The sequence below is a fragment of the Amycolatopsis sp. NPDC004079 genome (assembly GCF_040610415.1).
GTDB lineage: Bacteria > Actinomycetota > Actinomycetes > Mycobacteriales > Pseudonocardiaceae > Amycolatopsis > Amycolatopsis halotolerans.
Genome location: NZ_JBEXMH010000002.1, coordinates 188418 through 203230, shown reverse-complemented (window position 1 = coordinate 203230; position 14813 = coordinate 188418). Strand labels below are relative to the sequence as shown.

The 14813-nt window shown below is 70.6% G+C and carries 9 protein-coding genes; 3 read left to right on the top strand and 6 right to left on the bottom strand.

Annotated features, from left to right (window positions below; all coding sequences use genetic code 11):
• Window position 1: 1 nt before the first annotated feature.
• The gene (locus tag ABZX37_RS02945; protein ID WP_354735371.1) at window positions 2–1261 is read right to left on the bottom strand and encodes a sensor domain-containing protein; all 1260 of its coding nucleotides are present in this window, start codon (window positions 1259–1261) and stop codon (window positions 2–4) included.
• Window positions 1262–2215: 954 nt separating this feature from the next.
• Between ABZX37_RS02945 and ABZX37_RS02940 the strand changes: the two genes are divergently transcribed.
• Window positions 2216–3136, top strand: a complete 921-nt coding sequence (locus ABZX37_RS02940) for a winged helix-turn-helix domain-containing protein (protein WP_354735369.1) — start codon at window positions 2216–2218, stop codon at window positions 3134–3136.
• 432 nt (window positions 3137–3568) lie between these two features.
• On the opposite strand, the gene ABZX37_RS02935 is transcribed toward ABZX37_RS02940, so the two are convergent.
• From ABZX37_RS02935 to ABZX37_RS02915, 5 genes are read right to left on the bottom strand one after another with little or no spacing between them, the layout of a single operon-like run.
• Window positions 3569–4744, bottom strand: coding sequence for a pyridoxal phosphate-dependent aminotransferase (locus ABZX37_RS02935; RefSeq protein ID WP_354735367.1), 1176 nt, complete (start codon window positions 4742–4744; stop codon window positions 3569–3571).
• Between the two features lie 26 nt (window positions 4745–4770).
• Entirely contained in the window at window positions 4771–5796 is a 1026-nt protein-coding gene (locus ABZX37_RS02930) for an isocitrate/isopropylmalate family dehydrogenase (RefSeq protein WP_354735365.1), read from the bottom strand.
• Window positions 5797–5801: 5 nt separating this feature from the next.
• On the bottom strand, window positions 5802–6422 hold the full coding sequence (gene leuD / locus ABZX37_RS02925) for a 3-isopropylmalate dehydratase small subunit (RefSeq protein ID WP_354735363.1): 621 nt from the start codon (window positions 6420–6422) through the stop codon (window positions 5802–5804).
• Between the two features lie 8 nt (window positions 6423–6430).
• Window positions 6431–7831, bottom strand: coding sequence for a 3-isopropylmalate dehydratase large subunit (leuC, locus tag ABZX37_RS02920; protein WP_354735361.1), 1401 nt, complete (start codon window positions 7829–7831; stop codon window positions 6431–6433).
• Window positions 7831–9018, bottom strand: coding sequence for a hypothetical protein (locus ABZX37_RS02915; protein ID WP_354735359.1), 1188 nt, complete (start codon window positions 9016–9018; stop codon window positions 7831–7833). The genes leuC and ABZX37_RS02915 overlap by 1 nt, the downstream gene beginning before the upstream one ends.
• A 492-nt stretch (window positions 9019–9510) precedes the next feature.
• Here ABZX37_RS02915 and ABZX37_RS02910 point away from each other — a divergent pair, with 492 nt between their 5' ends.
• Together ABZX37_RS02910 and ABZX37_RS02905 are read left to right on the top strand one after the other, a co-directional pair.
• The gene (locus ABZX37_RS02910) at window positions 9511–10485 is read left to right on the top strand and encodes a hypothetical protein (protein WP_354735357.1); all 975 of its coding nucleotides are present in this window, start codon (window positions 9511–9513) and stop codon (window positions 10483–10485) included.
• Window positions 10486–11000: 515 nt separating this feature from the next.
• Entirely contained in the window at window positions 11001–14801 is a 3801-nt protein-coding gene (locus ABZX37_RS02905; RefSeq protein WP_354735355.1) for a hypothetical protein, read from the top strand.
• Window positions 14802–14813: the final 12 nt, after the last annotated feature.

The following is a 14813-nucleotide window of genomic DNA, read 5'->3' as shown; positions in this document are numbered from 1 at the left end:
CTCACATGCCGCAGGGCAGATCGACTTCGATGCACGTCGGACCGCCCACCGGGCTGTCGACGCGAAAGGCGCCGTCGTGCGCCTCGATCCGGCGGCGCATGCCCAGGATTCCGGTGCCGCGGGCTTGCGCGGCACCGCCGCGGCCGTCGTCCTCGACGCGAACCCGCAACCGGTCGCCGATCCGGCGGACCTCGACGAATGCCCTGGACGCCTCGCTGTGCCGGACGATGTTGGTCAGCGCCTCCGCGACGACGAAGTACGCGGTGGCTTCCACCGACATGGCGCACCGCCCGGCCACGTCGACCTCGATGCGGCACGGCACGGCGCATCCCGCGGCGAGCCCGGCCATCGCGCCGTCGAGGCCTTCGTTCTCCAGGACCGGCGGCAGGATTCCGCGCACTACCTCGCGGAGTTCTTGGATCACGTGCTCGGCCGCGGTCTGCACGCGGTCGAGGATCTCGTCCGCGGTCACCGGATCCCGCTGCACGAGCTGACGAGCCCCGCCGACCAGCATCACCACGCCCATGAGGTGGTTCTGCACCCCGTCATGGAGCGAACGCTCGATGCGGCGCAGTTCCGCGGTGTGGGCCTCCAGCGTCGCGGCTCTGGTCGCGGTGAGTTCGGCGATCCGGCCGGACAGGTCGACGCTCGGGTGCGGACCGAGCAGGCGGGACCCGGGAAGCGCCTGGAGCCGGGCGATGGGCTGGCCGAAGCCGACGATGATGGCGAACCAGCCCAGCCCCATCATCCCGACCGCGACTGCGGCGGGCCACGTCGTCGCGGGGAAGCCCAGCGACGCTCCCGCCTGGTTCGGCGGGAGCAGGTGCCACCAGAGCGGGAAGCTGATGTCGCGAGCGGCGATGACGGGCAGCACTACGCCGACGAGCCCGGTGATCAGCCCGAGCGTCGCGTGCGCGCTGAGCCAGAGCAGGTCGCGCCGCGTCGCCGGGTCGGCCAGCGCCGCACGCGTGCGCTGCGCGTCGGCCGGGTACGGGTTGATGATCTCGTAGCCCCACCTGTTGAGCCTGCTGCGCTCGCGGTTCGCCGTGGCCCGGACCATGGCGAGCGTGGCGCCGGTGAGCAACAGGCCGACCCCGGTCAAGCACAGCAGGGCGGTCAGTACGACCGTCAGCGCGGTGAGCGCGGCCAGGAACGCTGTGCCCAGCCCGCCCGCGATGTGCTCGATCGCGGCGATCGAAGACTGCATGCCCCGTTCGGCGAAGGACGGTCGCGGTCCGGCCGCGCGTTGGTTCCGGGTCATCCGCCTCAGCCCTCTCGTCCGCGACGCCCTGCACGTCGAGCTTGGCCCGGGAAGGTGGTCTTTCGCCAGTAGGCCCGGGGCAGGAGCGCCCGGAAGGGGTGATCCCGGAGGGGGCGGCGTGGCCGCCGGCACGCTCGTGGCGTCGGCCTGTGCCGTATCGGCACCTTCAGCGAGCCTCGGATTCCCTCGCGAACCCGCGCGGGGCCGCGGTTCCCGGGCAGCCCGGCCGGCGCCCTGAAATCAGTCAAGGGCCCGGCCGGGCGCGCGGTCCTCGTCCGGCCCTGGGGGAGGCGACGGAACGAGGATGGGTCCGGGATAAATGCCGCCCGTATTACGCTAGCCTTTCGGCGGGAGACTGACACTGGTGCTAGGTGCACTTGCGGAATTCGTATCCAGACGCTTTTCGCAGTGCTTCCGCGCCCCGCGCCGGACGTGAGATCCGCGGTGCGTGGTTCAGCTACCTGCACCAAGGGGTGCAGCAGCGTACATTGATTGCTGTCGGGGTCTTGTCTAGCGTCCTCTGATAGAGAGCTGATATTCGATAGCGGTCTGGGGGAAGATGTTCTGGAGGGCAGTTCTCTGCCGGGCCCGGCAAATGGGCTAATGAGATGCGGCTGGACCGTTTGCCGTGTCGGAGTGCGACGACTGGGGTATTCGGGCGCGTCGGGGGTCAGTGCGCCGAGGTGTTTCGGATAGTGCTCTGCTCGTAGCGGCGGCGTTGGCTGAATCTCGGCGCGGATGGCCGGCTCGGGGCGCGGGGGCCGATATCCGTTTCGTGTTCCAGGCATCGTCGGCGGGCCGGGGACGAGCGGTGAAGTGTGTTGAGGTATTTGTGCGGGAACCGAAATCGTGCCGAGCTGAACGGCGCGCTCCCCTGGGTAGAGGGATGATTGTCTGAGCACGATGTTGGGGGAGCTGTCCGCCGTTTCGGGCCGGCAGGCAGATGGGATCATCATGGCCAGGATTATCTTCGAATCGGAGGATTTGGCTCGCGTAAGGCTTATCGCGACACTCGGTCAGACGGCGGAGGCCGTATTCGGGCTGGACACCTTCGAACGGACCAGCAATACGCTGTTCGCCGGCTGGCGAAGACAGGTGCGCCTCGGCCTCGGCGCGCAGAACACGACCGTTCGGGCGCTGATCCGCGATCTGCGCCCGATCCCTGCGATGCTGTGGTTGCTGAACGGGCCGCAAGCCGCCGACCATCGGCAGTTGCAGGCCGCGGGATTGTCCGTCGGCGAGGTCGTCCGGGCGGTCAACGCGTTCCGTCAGGTCGCCGTCGCCCCGTACTGGGGCAGGGTGCGGTACCAGCTCGAACTCGAGCGGCATGCCAAAAGCGGGCTGATGGCCACCGGCGGGGTGGAGCATTTGCTGTCCACGCTGAGTCCTCGGGGTTCGTGGGATTCGCGGGTGCTCGAATTGCCGAGCGACGATCCCCGCACGGTGGAACTGCGCGGTCGCGGCCTGCTGGTCGTGCCTTCGTTGTTTTTGACCAGGCGCTCGGCGGTCGTCATCGCCGGCGAGCCGGCCGGAGCCGGGCCACCGGTCCTGGTCTTCTCGGCTCCGCCGACCCTCAAGCTGAGCGCGAAACTGTGGAACGACGGCGCGTCGGCCAACGAGGCGCTGCCTACGCTCGTCGGCCGGACACGAGCGGAGATCCTGCGTGCGGTGACCGACGGCGGCACCACCGGCGAACTCGCCCGCAGGCTCGGGATTTCCTCGGCGGTCGTGAGCCAGCACACTGGGGTGCTGAGGAAGTCCGGTCTCATCCGGAGCTCCCGCAACCGCAACAGCGTGCTGCACACGCTCACGCCGCTGGGAATGGCGTTGCTCGGCGGCGACGATCCGAGCCAGCCGGCGGCGCGGATTTCCTGATCGTTTGTCGCGCGGGCAATCGTTTTCCGACGGAGACGGACAGCTGTTCGCCGGGGCCGCGAAGCGGCTCTGCCAAGGAGGCAGTGCGGGCGGACCACGGCGATCGGCAGGGGCTGCCAGGCACATTTCGGGGTCGCTAAAGGGCGTAGCCGCGGCTCCCGCCCGAGCGCAGACTGGAAGGACGAGCAGCGAAGTGCGCCGGGCTGTTCGGTCCGCTGACCGTCATCGACCTGGCGGGCCAGGGGACGCCCGAGCCGGCGGGGCGCAGGACACATCCGGGCCCGCCGCCGGAGAAGTGCGCCGGGACGGAGGTGAGCCGTGTTGCTTTCCGGATTCTGAGATCCGGAGAACTCGCGCCGCGAAGCAGGAGGCCTGCCCGCGCCGGGCGCCCGGCGCGGGCGTTGGCCGCGCAAGGCATCCCGCGCGGGCAGATCAGCCGGATAGCGAAAACGCGGTGAGCCTGCGGCGCACTTCGTCGAAAAGCCCGACTGGCCGGTTGAACGCCACCCGGAGCAGATTCTCGCCGCCCTTCCCGGTGAAGAAGCAGGTGCCCGGCGCGGTCAGCACCCCGGCCTGTTCGGCGAGCCGCCGCGCGTGGGTCTCGCTGTCTTCGCGGGTCACCGTGCGGATGTCGATCATCAGATAGCAGCCGCCTTCGGTGGGCAAGCACCGGTATCCGGCTTCGCCGAACACCTTCGTCGCCAGATCACGCTGGGCGGCAAGCGTGTCGGCCGGCTGCCAGAAAGAGGGATCGGACTCGGCCGCGCGGGCGACGGCGATCTGGAGCGGGGTGACGCCCGCCCCTCCGACCGCGACGTGCACCTGGCGCAGCAACCGGGTGATTTCCGGTGCGGCGCGCAGGAACCCCACCCGCCAGCCGCTGACTGCGTGGCTCTTGGACAGGGTGCCGATGACGACTCCCCGGTCCCGCAGCGCCGGGACGTCCGCGATCGACGCATAGCTGATGCCGTCGAACACGTAGGCCGCATAGGCCTCGTCGGAGATGACGGTGACGTTTCGCTTTTCGCAGAGTTCGGCGATTTCGGCCAGTTCGCCGGAAGACAGCACGTGCCCGCTCGGGTTGGCGGGGGAGTTGAGGATGATCGCCCTGGTGCGGGAGGTGAACGCCGCCCGCAGTTGTGCGTGGTCGTACCGCCATTCCGGCGCTCGGGTTGGTACCGGCCGCGGCCGGGCTCCGGCCAGCGCGATCGCGCTGACGAAGTTCTCGTAGCACGGTTCGAGGACGATCACCTCGTCCCCGGGGTCGACCAAGGCCAGGAGGGCGACTGCGAGGCCTTCCGTCGCGCCGAGCGTGACGGTGATCTCGGTTTCCGGGTCGGCGGCCGGCACGAACGAGGCCGCGATGCTCCGGCGGATCGCGAGATTGCCCGCGGGGTGGTCGTATTGGTTCGCGCCCGCTCGGATGGCTTCGCAGGCCGCTTCGATCGCCACTGGCGAAGTCGTGGGCGCGCTCGGTGTGCCCACCGCGAGGTCCAGGGCACCGCGCCGGCGGTTGTCGCCCAGCAAGCCGAACAGCTTGCCCGGCGCCAAGCCGCTGATGCGTGCGGCCGCGAGGCCGCGTTGATCGGACGAGGCAGTGCCGCTCATGGTTTCGTTGCCTTCCTTTCTCTTGCTCACAGTTTCGCCCGGACGGCGGCGCCGGCTTCGTCGGTGCGCAAGACTCCGCCCAGATCAGGAGTGACGCGACCGGTCCCGATCGCCGCGTTGACCGCGCGTCGCACGCCCTCGGACTCGTCGGGGCAGCCGAACTGGTCGAGCAGCATGGACACGCACAGGATCGCGCCGATCGGGTTGGCGATCCCCTTGCCCGCAATGTCCGGCGCGGCGCCGTGCACCGGTTCGTAGAGCCCGAAACCGGTGTCCGCGTTGAGATTCACCGACGCCGACGTGCCGATGCCGCCGGCGAGCTGTGCGGTGAGGTCGCTGATGATGTCGCCGTGCGCGTTGTTCGCCAGGATCACGTCGAATCGAGTCGGGTCCTCGACGAGCTTCATCACCGCCGCGTCCACGTAGAGGTGTCTGGAGCCGATTCCTGGATGACGCTGGCCCGCCTGCCGCCAGTGCCGCTGCCAGAGCCCTCCGCCGAACGGGACCGCGTTCGACTTGTCCACCAGGCACACTTCGCGCCGGGCGGTCCGGAAGGCGAAGTCGGCGATTCTGGAGACCCCGTGCCGGGTGGTGATGTCCACGTCGATCGCGACTTCGTGCGGACTGCCCGCACGAAGGACGCCTCCGGCGCCAGTGTAGCTGCCTTCGGTGTTCTCCCGGACCACGGCGCAGTCGATTCCGCGACGGGTCGCGTCCCGCAGCGGACTGAGCCGGTCGTGGAAAAGCTTGGCCGGCCGGTAATTGACGTACAGGTCGAGGTCGAACCGCAAGCGCAGCAGTACATCGCGCGCGTAGTCAGCGGAGACCCTGGGGTCTCCGATCGCGCCGAGCAGCACGCCGTCGCTCGCGGCTATCCGCGTGAAGTCCTTGTCGGACAGCGCTACGCCGGTGCGCAGGAAGGTGTCCGCGTTGACGTGGTCGAGCACGTCCACCTCGATGCCGGTTCCGAGCGCGTCGAGAGCCGCCAGCGCCTGGTCGATCACTTCGGGGCCGATCCCGTCGCCGGGGACCACGCTGAGCTTGCGGGCCACGGCACTCACCCGCCGGCCGACGGCTCGGTCGCCGAGACACGGCGCACCCGGGGGAGCCAGCCCGGCCGGGCACGCTCGTAGGCGGAGATGGCCGCGTCCTGCTCCAGCGTCAGCCCGATGTCGTCCATGCCCTTGAGCAAGAGCATGCGCGCCCGCGAGTCGACTGCGAAGCCGTGCCGCGCGCCTGCCGCGCGCAGCTCCCGCGCCACCAGGTCGACGGTGAGTTCGCGCAGGGTGCCGGCGTCGGTCATGGCGGTGAGCCAGGCGACCACGGCCGCCGGCAGTTGTACGGCCATCAGCCCGTTCTTCCACGCGTTGCGGCGGAAGATGTCGCCGAAACTGCTCGCCACCACCGCCTTGAAACCCCAGTCGCGCAGGGCCCACACCGCGTGCTCCCGCGAACTGCCGGTGCCGAAGTTGTGCCCGCCGAGCAGAATCGTGGCGTCCGCGTGCTCGCGCTGGTTCAGCGCGAATCGCGGATCCTCGCGCCATCCCTCGAAGAGTACGTCCGCGTAGCCGCTCGCGGTCAGCCGCTTGCAGTGTTCCGCCGGGATGATCTGGTCGGTGTCCACGTCGTCGCGGTGCAACGGGACGATCTTTCCGGTGTGCTCGGTCAGCGGTCGCATGGTCTCCCTCATGGCAGCTCGGCAGGGTCGGTCAGCCGTCCGGTGACCGCGGTGGCCGCCGCGACGGAGGGCGACACCAAGTGCGTACGGGCCTGTTGTCCTTGCCTGCCTTCGTAATTGCGATTCGAGGTGGACGCGCAGCGGCGTGGGCCGATCAGCCGGTCGGCGTTCATGCCAAGGCACATCGAGCATCCGGAAAGCCGCCACTCGGCGCCGGCGGCAAGCAGCACTTCATGGATTCCCTCGGCCTCGGCCCTGGCCCGGACGGCCATCGAGCCGGGAACCACGATGACGCGGACGCCGTTCGAGACCTTCCTCCCGCGCAGCACGTCCGCCGCGGCCCGCAGGTCTTCGATCCGTCCGTTGGTGCACGAACCGATGAACACTGTGTCCACCTCGACGGTGTTCATCGGGGTGCCAGGCGCGAGGTCCATATAGGACAGTGCGTGCTCGGCGGCGGCGCGTGCCCGCGGGTCCGTCAGCAGGGCGGGATCGGGAACCCTGCCGTCCAGCCGGACAGCCTGCCCGGGGTTGGTGCCCCACGTGACGTAGGGGGACAGGCACTCGGCGACGTCGATGGTCACTGTCGTGTCGAATGCCGCGTCCGCGTCCGAGGCCAGGCTCGTCCAGTCGGCGAGCGCCGCGTCCCATTCCGCGCCCTGCGGCGTGCCGGGCCGGCCGGCGAGGTAGGAGTAGGTCCGCGCGTCCGGTGCGATCATCCCGGCCCGTGCGCCTGCTTCGACGCTCATGTTGCACAAGGTCATCCGCGCCTCGACCGACAGCGTCCGGATCGCTTCGCCGCGGTACTCGATGATGTGCCCATTGGCCCCGTTGGCTCCGATCCTCGAGATCAGGCACAGCGCTAGGTCTTTGGCCGCGACGCTGCCGGGCGGTGTTCCGGTGAATTCGACCGCCATCGTCTTCGGCCGGTACAGGGGCAGCGTCTGGGCGGCCAGCACGTGCTCGACGTCGCTCGTGCCCACGCCGAAGGCCAGAGCGCCGAACGCGCCGTGCGTGGAGGTGTGGCTGTCGCCGCAGACGATCGACATGCCGGGGCGGACGTAGCCTCGCTCAGGGGCGACCACGTGCACGATGCCCTGCCTGCGGTCGCCGATCCGGAACAGTTCGATTCCGTGGTCGGAGCAGTTGGCCCGCAGCGCCTCCACTTGGCGTCGTCCCAGCGGATCGGTGAGCTTCACCGTGTCGGTCGGGACGTTGTGGTCCTCCATCGCCAGGGTCAGGTCCGGGCGGCGCACTGCGCGCCCGGCGGTGCGCAGCCCGTCGAACGCCTGCGGCGAACTGGCTTCGTGGATCAGGTGCAGGTCGATGTACAGCAGGTCCGGCTCGCCGTCGGCCCGGTGCACGACGTGCCGGTCCCACACCTTTTCGATCAGCGTTGAACCGGCCATCAGGCACCGCGCCGCGTGCCGGCGGCCAGTCTGCCCGCGATCAGCTTTTCCAGCTCGGCCATGTCCATGAACTCGCCGTTGCTCCGGTTGGCGATCTGGCGGAGGTAGATGTCCTTGACGAGGTCTTCGTCCACCGGCGCGCCCAGCCTGCGGAAGACGTGCCGCAGCACCGCGTGGCCGGAATGCCTGCCGACCAGCATGGCCCGCTCGCGGCCGAACCGCGCGGGTTCGACGTACTCGTACGTGATCGGCGCCCGCAGCATGCCCGCCTGGTGGATTCCCGCCTGGGTGGCGAAAGCGTGCACGCCGAAGATGGCTTTGTTCCGCGGCGGCGTCAACCCGATGAAGCGGCAGAGCATCTGGTATGCCTCGTAGAGCCGCTCGGTGCGCAGCGTCGTGCGGGCGCCGATTTCCGCGCCCTTGAACGTGAGCACCGCGGCCAGTTCCTCCAGCGGCGTGTTCCCGGCCCGCTCGCCGATCCCGGCAAGGGTGGTCTGGACCTCGTCGGCGCTGGCCTGGACCCCGGCCAGCGAGTTGGCCAGCGACAGCCCGAGGTCCTCGTGGCAGTGGACGGAAAGTGTGACGTCCGGGCCGACCCACGACCGCACCCGGGCGACCAGATCGCCGAACTCGCTGGGCGTGCTGCAGCCGGTCGTGTCGGCGAGGGCGACGACCGTGGCCCCCGCGGCCGTCGACTCTTCGATCAGCGGCCGGAGCAGCGCGTCGGAGCCGCGGCTGGCGTCCTCGACGCCCAGGCTCACGTGCTTGGCGCCCAGCGTCTTGGCGTAGGCGATCGCGTCGAGCACCTCGCGCTGCGCCTCCGCGCGGCTGATGCCCCGCTTGTGCTCCAGGTGGATTTCGCTGCCGGTGGCCATGATCTGCACGTAGTGGCCGGCGACCCCGCCGGCCTCGATCGCCTGCCGCACGTCGTCGCGCGTCGCCCGGGACAGCGTGGCGATGCGGGCCGAGGTCATCGATTCGGCGATCATCCGCGTGGCCTTGTAGTCGCTCGGCGAGGAACTCGGAAAGCCTGTTTCGATGACGTCCACGCCGAGCGCCTCGAGCATCAGCGCGAGTTCCAGCTTCTGCTCAGGCGACATCGCGTTTCCCGGCGCCTGTTCCCCGTCCCGCAGCGTGGTGTCGAAGATGGAGATCCGCCGCAATTCGGCTTTCTGTCGGTCGGCCATTGTCGTCGCCTCTGCTCGGACTTGTCGGCGCCACGTTCGGAAGAGCTGTACCGGGCTGGTACAGCTCTTCCGAACGCGGCCCCACTGGACACCCGGAAGTATGGTGCAGCTAGCGCTACGTCGGCCATGCTTGTTAGCGACCAGGGAAACACGCAGCTCAGGCAATTCTCCCGGTGACATTTTCCGATGGAATACGGAGTCCCCGGAGAAAACGCGACGTGAGAACTCGACGGTCCGCCGACGTTGGTCCTGGTGGCCGAACGGGTCGTGATAACGGAGTGCGCGGCTTTGGCCGGGCGTTGCGACGGCAGGCAGAACAGTCCGCCAAGAACAGACTTTCCGCTCTCGGCACCTCAGCGGGCAAAGTGACGAGAGAGCTTTCGGCTGGTTTCGGCGGGCCGCTCGTGACTGCATGAGCCAGCCGGGGGAACACCGTCAGGCGAACCGGCGACGCTCACGAGTCCTTGACACTTCTTCGGCACCCTGTGCGGCATGACCTTCCTCCGCATGGCCGTCGCCGCGCTGGCGCTGGCCTTGGTGACGATCCTGGCGCCGCAGGCGGCAGCCGCGCCGGGCGTCGGTGTTGTCGAGTACAACCTCGGCGACCAGGCTTTCCACGATCCCACCGTGTCTGTGCCGATGGACCTGGCCGCCGTCGTGCACTATCCGCGCGATCTCGGGGGCCGGCCGCATCCGCTGATCGTGCAGGAGCACGGCAGCTGGTGGAGCTGCGTGGACCCGGTCGCGAAGACCCCGGGCGGCGACTGGCCCTGCCCGCCGGGACAGCGGACGCTGCCGAGCTACCGCGGCTACGACTACCTCGGCGAGAAACTGGCCGAACGGGGTTTCGTCGTGGTTTCCATCAGCGCCAACGCCATCAACGCGCACGTCCTCGGCGACGAGGGCTACTTCGCCCGTGCCCACCTGGTCAACAAACACCTGGAGCTCTGGCGCGACCTCGCCCGCGGCGAAGGCCCTCTGGCGAGCACCCTCGGACGGTTCCGCGGCCACGTCGACCTCTCCCGCGTCGGAACGATGGGCCATTCCCGAGGCGGCAAGGGCGTGATGTGGCAGGCCTCCGACAAACACACGCCCGAGTGGCCCGCCGGCGTCCGGATCCGTGCGGTCGTCCCGCTCGCGCCGGTCTACTTCAACTCCACCGAGGACGACAACAGCGACGTGCTGGTGACCCGCGTGCCGTTCAAGGTGGTCGTCAGCAGCTGCGACGGCGCTGTCGGCACCGTAGGGCTGCAGTATGTCAAGGACGCTGCTGGTAAGAACTCCGACGCGAGCTCGGTGACGCTCACCGGGGCGAACCACAACTTCTTCAACACCGAATGGTCGCCCGGCAAGATCGGCGGAGAGGACGACACGACCGCGGGCTGTGTCGGCAAGCTGACGCCTGGACGGCAGCGAGGCGCCGCTGTTCGCGAGATCGTGTCGTTCTTCTCCAGCCGCTTGCGGTAACGACCGAAACGCCGGGGGCTTTCCTCCGGCGCGGGGAATTGGTTCCCAGCCGAGTTCGCCGCGAATCAGCTCGGCCAGCTGGCCCACCCGGCCGAACGCGGCAAGACCGGCGCAGGGCGACCGAGAGCTGTCGTCGGCGGTCATTGGCGAATCGGCAGCAGCGAGTTCGGCCGCGAGTGCGGGCCCGTGCCGCTCCCGTTGCGCCGTGGCTTTCCTTCCTCGCCTCGCTCACGGGGCGAACCGGAAAACCTGTCTGCGCCAGGGAAACAGCGTCGCTGATCCGGCAATGAAGCGTGCGTTCTGCCGCGGAAAAGAGCGAGGAGACTTCGCCTGGCTGAATATTCGGCAAAACAGCCGATCTCGATACCTCATGCCCGACGGCCGCGAATCTTTCCTGGCTCGAGGATCTCCGGCCGCCGGAGATCTTGGTAAGGCAACAGTGTTGTCTGCCGCCGGAAAGCTGGACGGTGAACCACGCGGCTGTCAACAATGGCATCGGTCGAGGGAGCGTGACGGTGCCGCGTAGTGAGCGCCCGCTGGACGCGGAGGACAGCGCGCTGGGGAGGTTCGCCGCTGGGCTGCGCCGGTTGCGGGACAAAGCGGGCACCCCCACCTACCGCGAGCTCGCCGGGCGGGTGAACTACTCGGTGGCCGCGTTGTCGACGGCCGCGAGCGGCCGGCGGGTGCCCAGCCTGGTGGTGACGCTGGCTTACGTGCGCGGCTGCGGCGGGGACGTCGAGGAGTGGCGCGAGCGCTGGCACGCCCTGGTCGCCGAGATCGCCGCCGAGCGGTCCGCCGGGCCGGAGAAGGAGCACGAGCCGGGAGAACGGGCGCCGTACTTGGGGCTCGTCGCGTTCCAGGCGGCTCAGGCGGACCGGTTCTTCGGCCGGGACCGGGTCGTCGAGGAACTGGCGGACCTGGCGGCGCGGCGCCGGTTCACCGGGGTGTTCGGCGCCTCGGGCTCGGGCAAGTCCTCGGTGCTGCGGGCGGGACTCGCGGCGCGGGCCGAGCGCGGCGGCAGTCCGGTGGTGGTGCTGACTCCCGGCGCGCATCCGGCGGAGGAGTTCGCGGTCGCGCTCGCCGGGCCGACCGGGAGGTCCGCGCCCGCGCTGCGGGCCGAGCTCGCCGCCGACCCGGCACACGCGCGTCTGCTGATCCGGCAGGCGATGGCGGACCGGCCGTCCGACGCGGACCTGCTGCTCGTCGTGGACCAGTTCGAGGAAGTCTTCACGCTCTGCCGGGCCGAGGACGAACGGGAATGGCTGATCGACGCGCTCGTCGCCGCGGCGAGCGGACCGGCGAGCAGGGCCCGCGTCGTCATCGGCGTCCGGGCGGATTTCTACGGGCACTGCGCCCGTTATCCCGCGCTGGTGGACGCGCTGCGCGGCGCGCAGGTGCTCGTCGGGCCGATGACGCCGGAGGACCTGCGCGAAACGATCACCCGGCCCGCCGCGGCGGCGGGGTGCATGGTGGAGGCGGCGCTGGTGTCGCGGCTGGTCGCGGACGCGGTCGGCAGGCCCTCGGTGCTGCCGCTGGTTTCACACGCGCTGCTGGAGACCTGGCGGCGGCGAAGCGGCGCGACGCTGACCGTGGCCGGGTACGAGACGGCGGGCGGGATCGAGCACGCGGTCGCCCGCACCGCCGAGACGGTCTACACCGCACTGACCGAGCGGCAGCGGGAGATCGCGCGGCGGCTGTTCGTGCGGTTGACAGCGCTGGGCGAGGGGACCGAGGACACCAAACGCCGGGTCGGCCTAGCCGAAGCGGACACCGGCGAGGACGACGCCGCGGTCCTCGAAGTGCTGGCTGCGGCTCGGCTGCTCACCATCGACCGCGACACCGTCGAGATCACCCACGAAGCGCTGATCCGGAACTGGCCCCGGCTGAGCGACTGGCTCGCCGAGGACCGGGACGGGCTGCGCGTGCACCGGGAACTGACCGAGGCGGCCAAGGCGTGGCAGGCGGTCGACCGCGACCCCGGCGCCCTCCACCGGGGCACCCGGCTCACCCTCGCCGACGACTGGGCCCGCGAGCACGACGGCGCGCTGAATCCGGCGGAGCGGGAATTCCTCTCCGCCAGCCTGGCCGCGCGGACCCGGGAACAGGCCGCGATGCGCCGCCGGACCCGCAGGCTGCAGCAGTTCGCCGGGCTGCTCGCGGTGCTGTTGCTGCTTGCCGCCGGAGCCATCGTGATCGCGGTGCGGGCGGAGAACGCCGCGACCGAACGGCGCGACACCGCGCTCGCCCGCAAGGCGGTCGCGGACGCCGCTGCGATCCGCGCGACCAACCCGGCGCTCTCGGTGCAGCTGAGCCTCGCCGCGTACCGGCTGGCACCGATGCCGGAGACTCGCGACGGCCTGTTCAGCACGTTCGCGACGCCGTACGCCGCGAGGATCACCGCGCACACCGACCGGGTCTACTCGGCGAGCTACAGCGAGGACGGGCGTCTGCTCGCCACTGCGAGCGCCGACCGCACGGTGCGGCTGTGGGACGTCGCCGACCCCTTCCAGCCCCGGCAGCTGGGCACGATCGGCGACAGCGCCGGTGCGGTGCGGGCGGCACGGTTCCGGCCGGGTGGCCGGGTGCTCGTCACTGCGGGCGCCGACCGCACGGTGCGGTTGTGGGACCTCGCCGACCCGGCCCGTCCGGGACGGCTGACTGTCCTCACCGGACACACCGCGGACGTCACCGCCGTCTCGTTCAGCCGAGACGGCAGGCTGCTCGTCACCGGCGGCGAAACGGTGCGGCTATGGGATATCACCGACCTTCGCGCGCCGAAGCCGGCCGGTGCCGTCCCCGTCTCGGCGGGCTCGGTCCGCTCCGCCGAACTCAGCGCGGACGGTTCGCTGCTCGCCGTCACCGGCCCGGACAACGGCACCGCGCTGTGGAGCGTGCGCAATCCGGCACAGCCCCGCCAAATGTCCACTGTGGACGGACGGAGCAGGTCGGTGTTCAGCCCGGACGGACGGCTGCTCGCCACCGGCGACGACCGGGACTACTCGCCGAACCTGTGGGACGTCAGCGATCCGGAACGCCCGCGGCGGTTGTCGGTCCTCGCTGGACACACCGCGGCAGTCAACACCCTCCGGTTCTCTCCGGACGGGAAGCTGCTCGCCACCGCCGGCGACGACAACACCGTGCTGCTCTGGGACGTCACCGATCCGGCCCGCGCGCCGCGGATCGCCGCGCTGGCCGGGCACACCAACACCGTCTACGCGCTGGCGTTCAGCCCGGACGGCAGCACGCTCGCGTCCGGCGGCGGCGACCGGACGGTCCGGTTGACGGACCTCGCTGCCCTCCCGCTCGCCGACCACGCGGACACCGTCGTCTCGGCGGCGTTCTCCGCCGACGGCCGTCTGATCGCCACTGCGGGCATGGACCGCACGGTCCGCCTCCTCGACGCGGCGGATCCGCTGCGGCCCCGGCCGCTGGCGACGATCCGGCAGCCGGACGCCGTGTTCACCGCGGAGTTCAGCCGCGACGGGCGGTCGCTGATCACCGCGAGCCGCGATCGGACCGCGCGGCTGTGGGACCTCGCCGATCCCGCCCGCCCGCGCGAGCTGAGTGTCCTCACTGGACACACGGCGGCGGTGAGCCGGGCCGTGCTGAGCCCGGACGGGCGGCTGGCCGCGACCGCGAGCTGGGACGGCACCGTGCGGTTGTGGGACCTCGCCGACCGGTCCCGGCCGCTGGGCGTCGCGGCCGGCCATTCCGGCGGTGCGGACTCGGTCGCCTTCAGCCCGGACGGGCGGCTGCTCGGCACCGGGGCCGAGGACGGCGTGCTCCGGCTGTGGGACGTGGCCGACCCCGGGCGGCCCCGGCTCGTGGCGGCCGGAACCGGCCACGCCGACTCGATCGGCCGGCTCGCCTTCAGCCCCGACGGCAGGCATCTCGCCACCGGAAGCAACGACCACACCGTCCGGTTGTGGGATTTCAGCGACCCCAGGAGTCCCCGGACGACCGCGGTCGTGGGCGGGCACTCCGACGCGGTCTACGGGGTGGCCTTCAGCCCGGACAGCCGCCGGCTCGTCACCGGCGGCCAGGACCGCACGGTCCGGCTGTGGGACATCAGCGATCCGGGCAAGCCGGTCGAACAGGGAGTGCTGCGCGGGCACAGCGACGGGGTGACCGGGGCGGCGTTCAGCCCGGACGGCCGGTTCGCGCTGACCGCGTCGGGCGATCACACCGTGCGGCAGTGGGAGACCGACGTCGAGCGGGTCGCGGCGCGGGTCTGCGCGCTCGGCCACCCCCGGATCAGCCGCGCCGAATGGGACGCCTATTTCCCCGAACTCGACTACCGGCCGCCGTGCCCCTGAACGCGTTGTCCT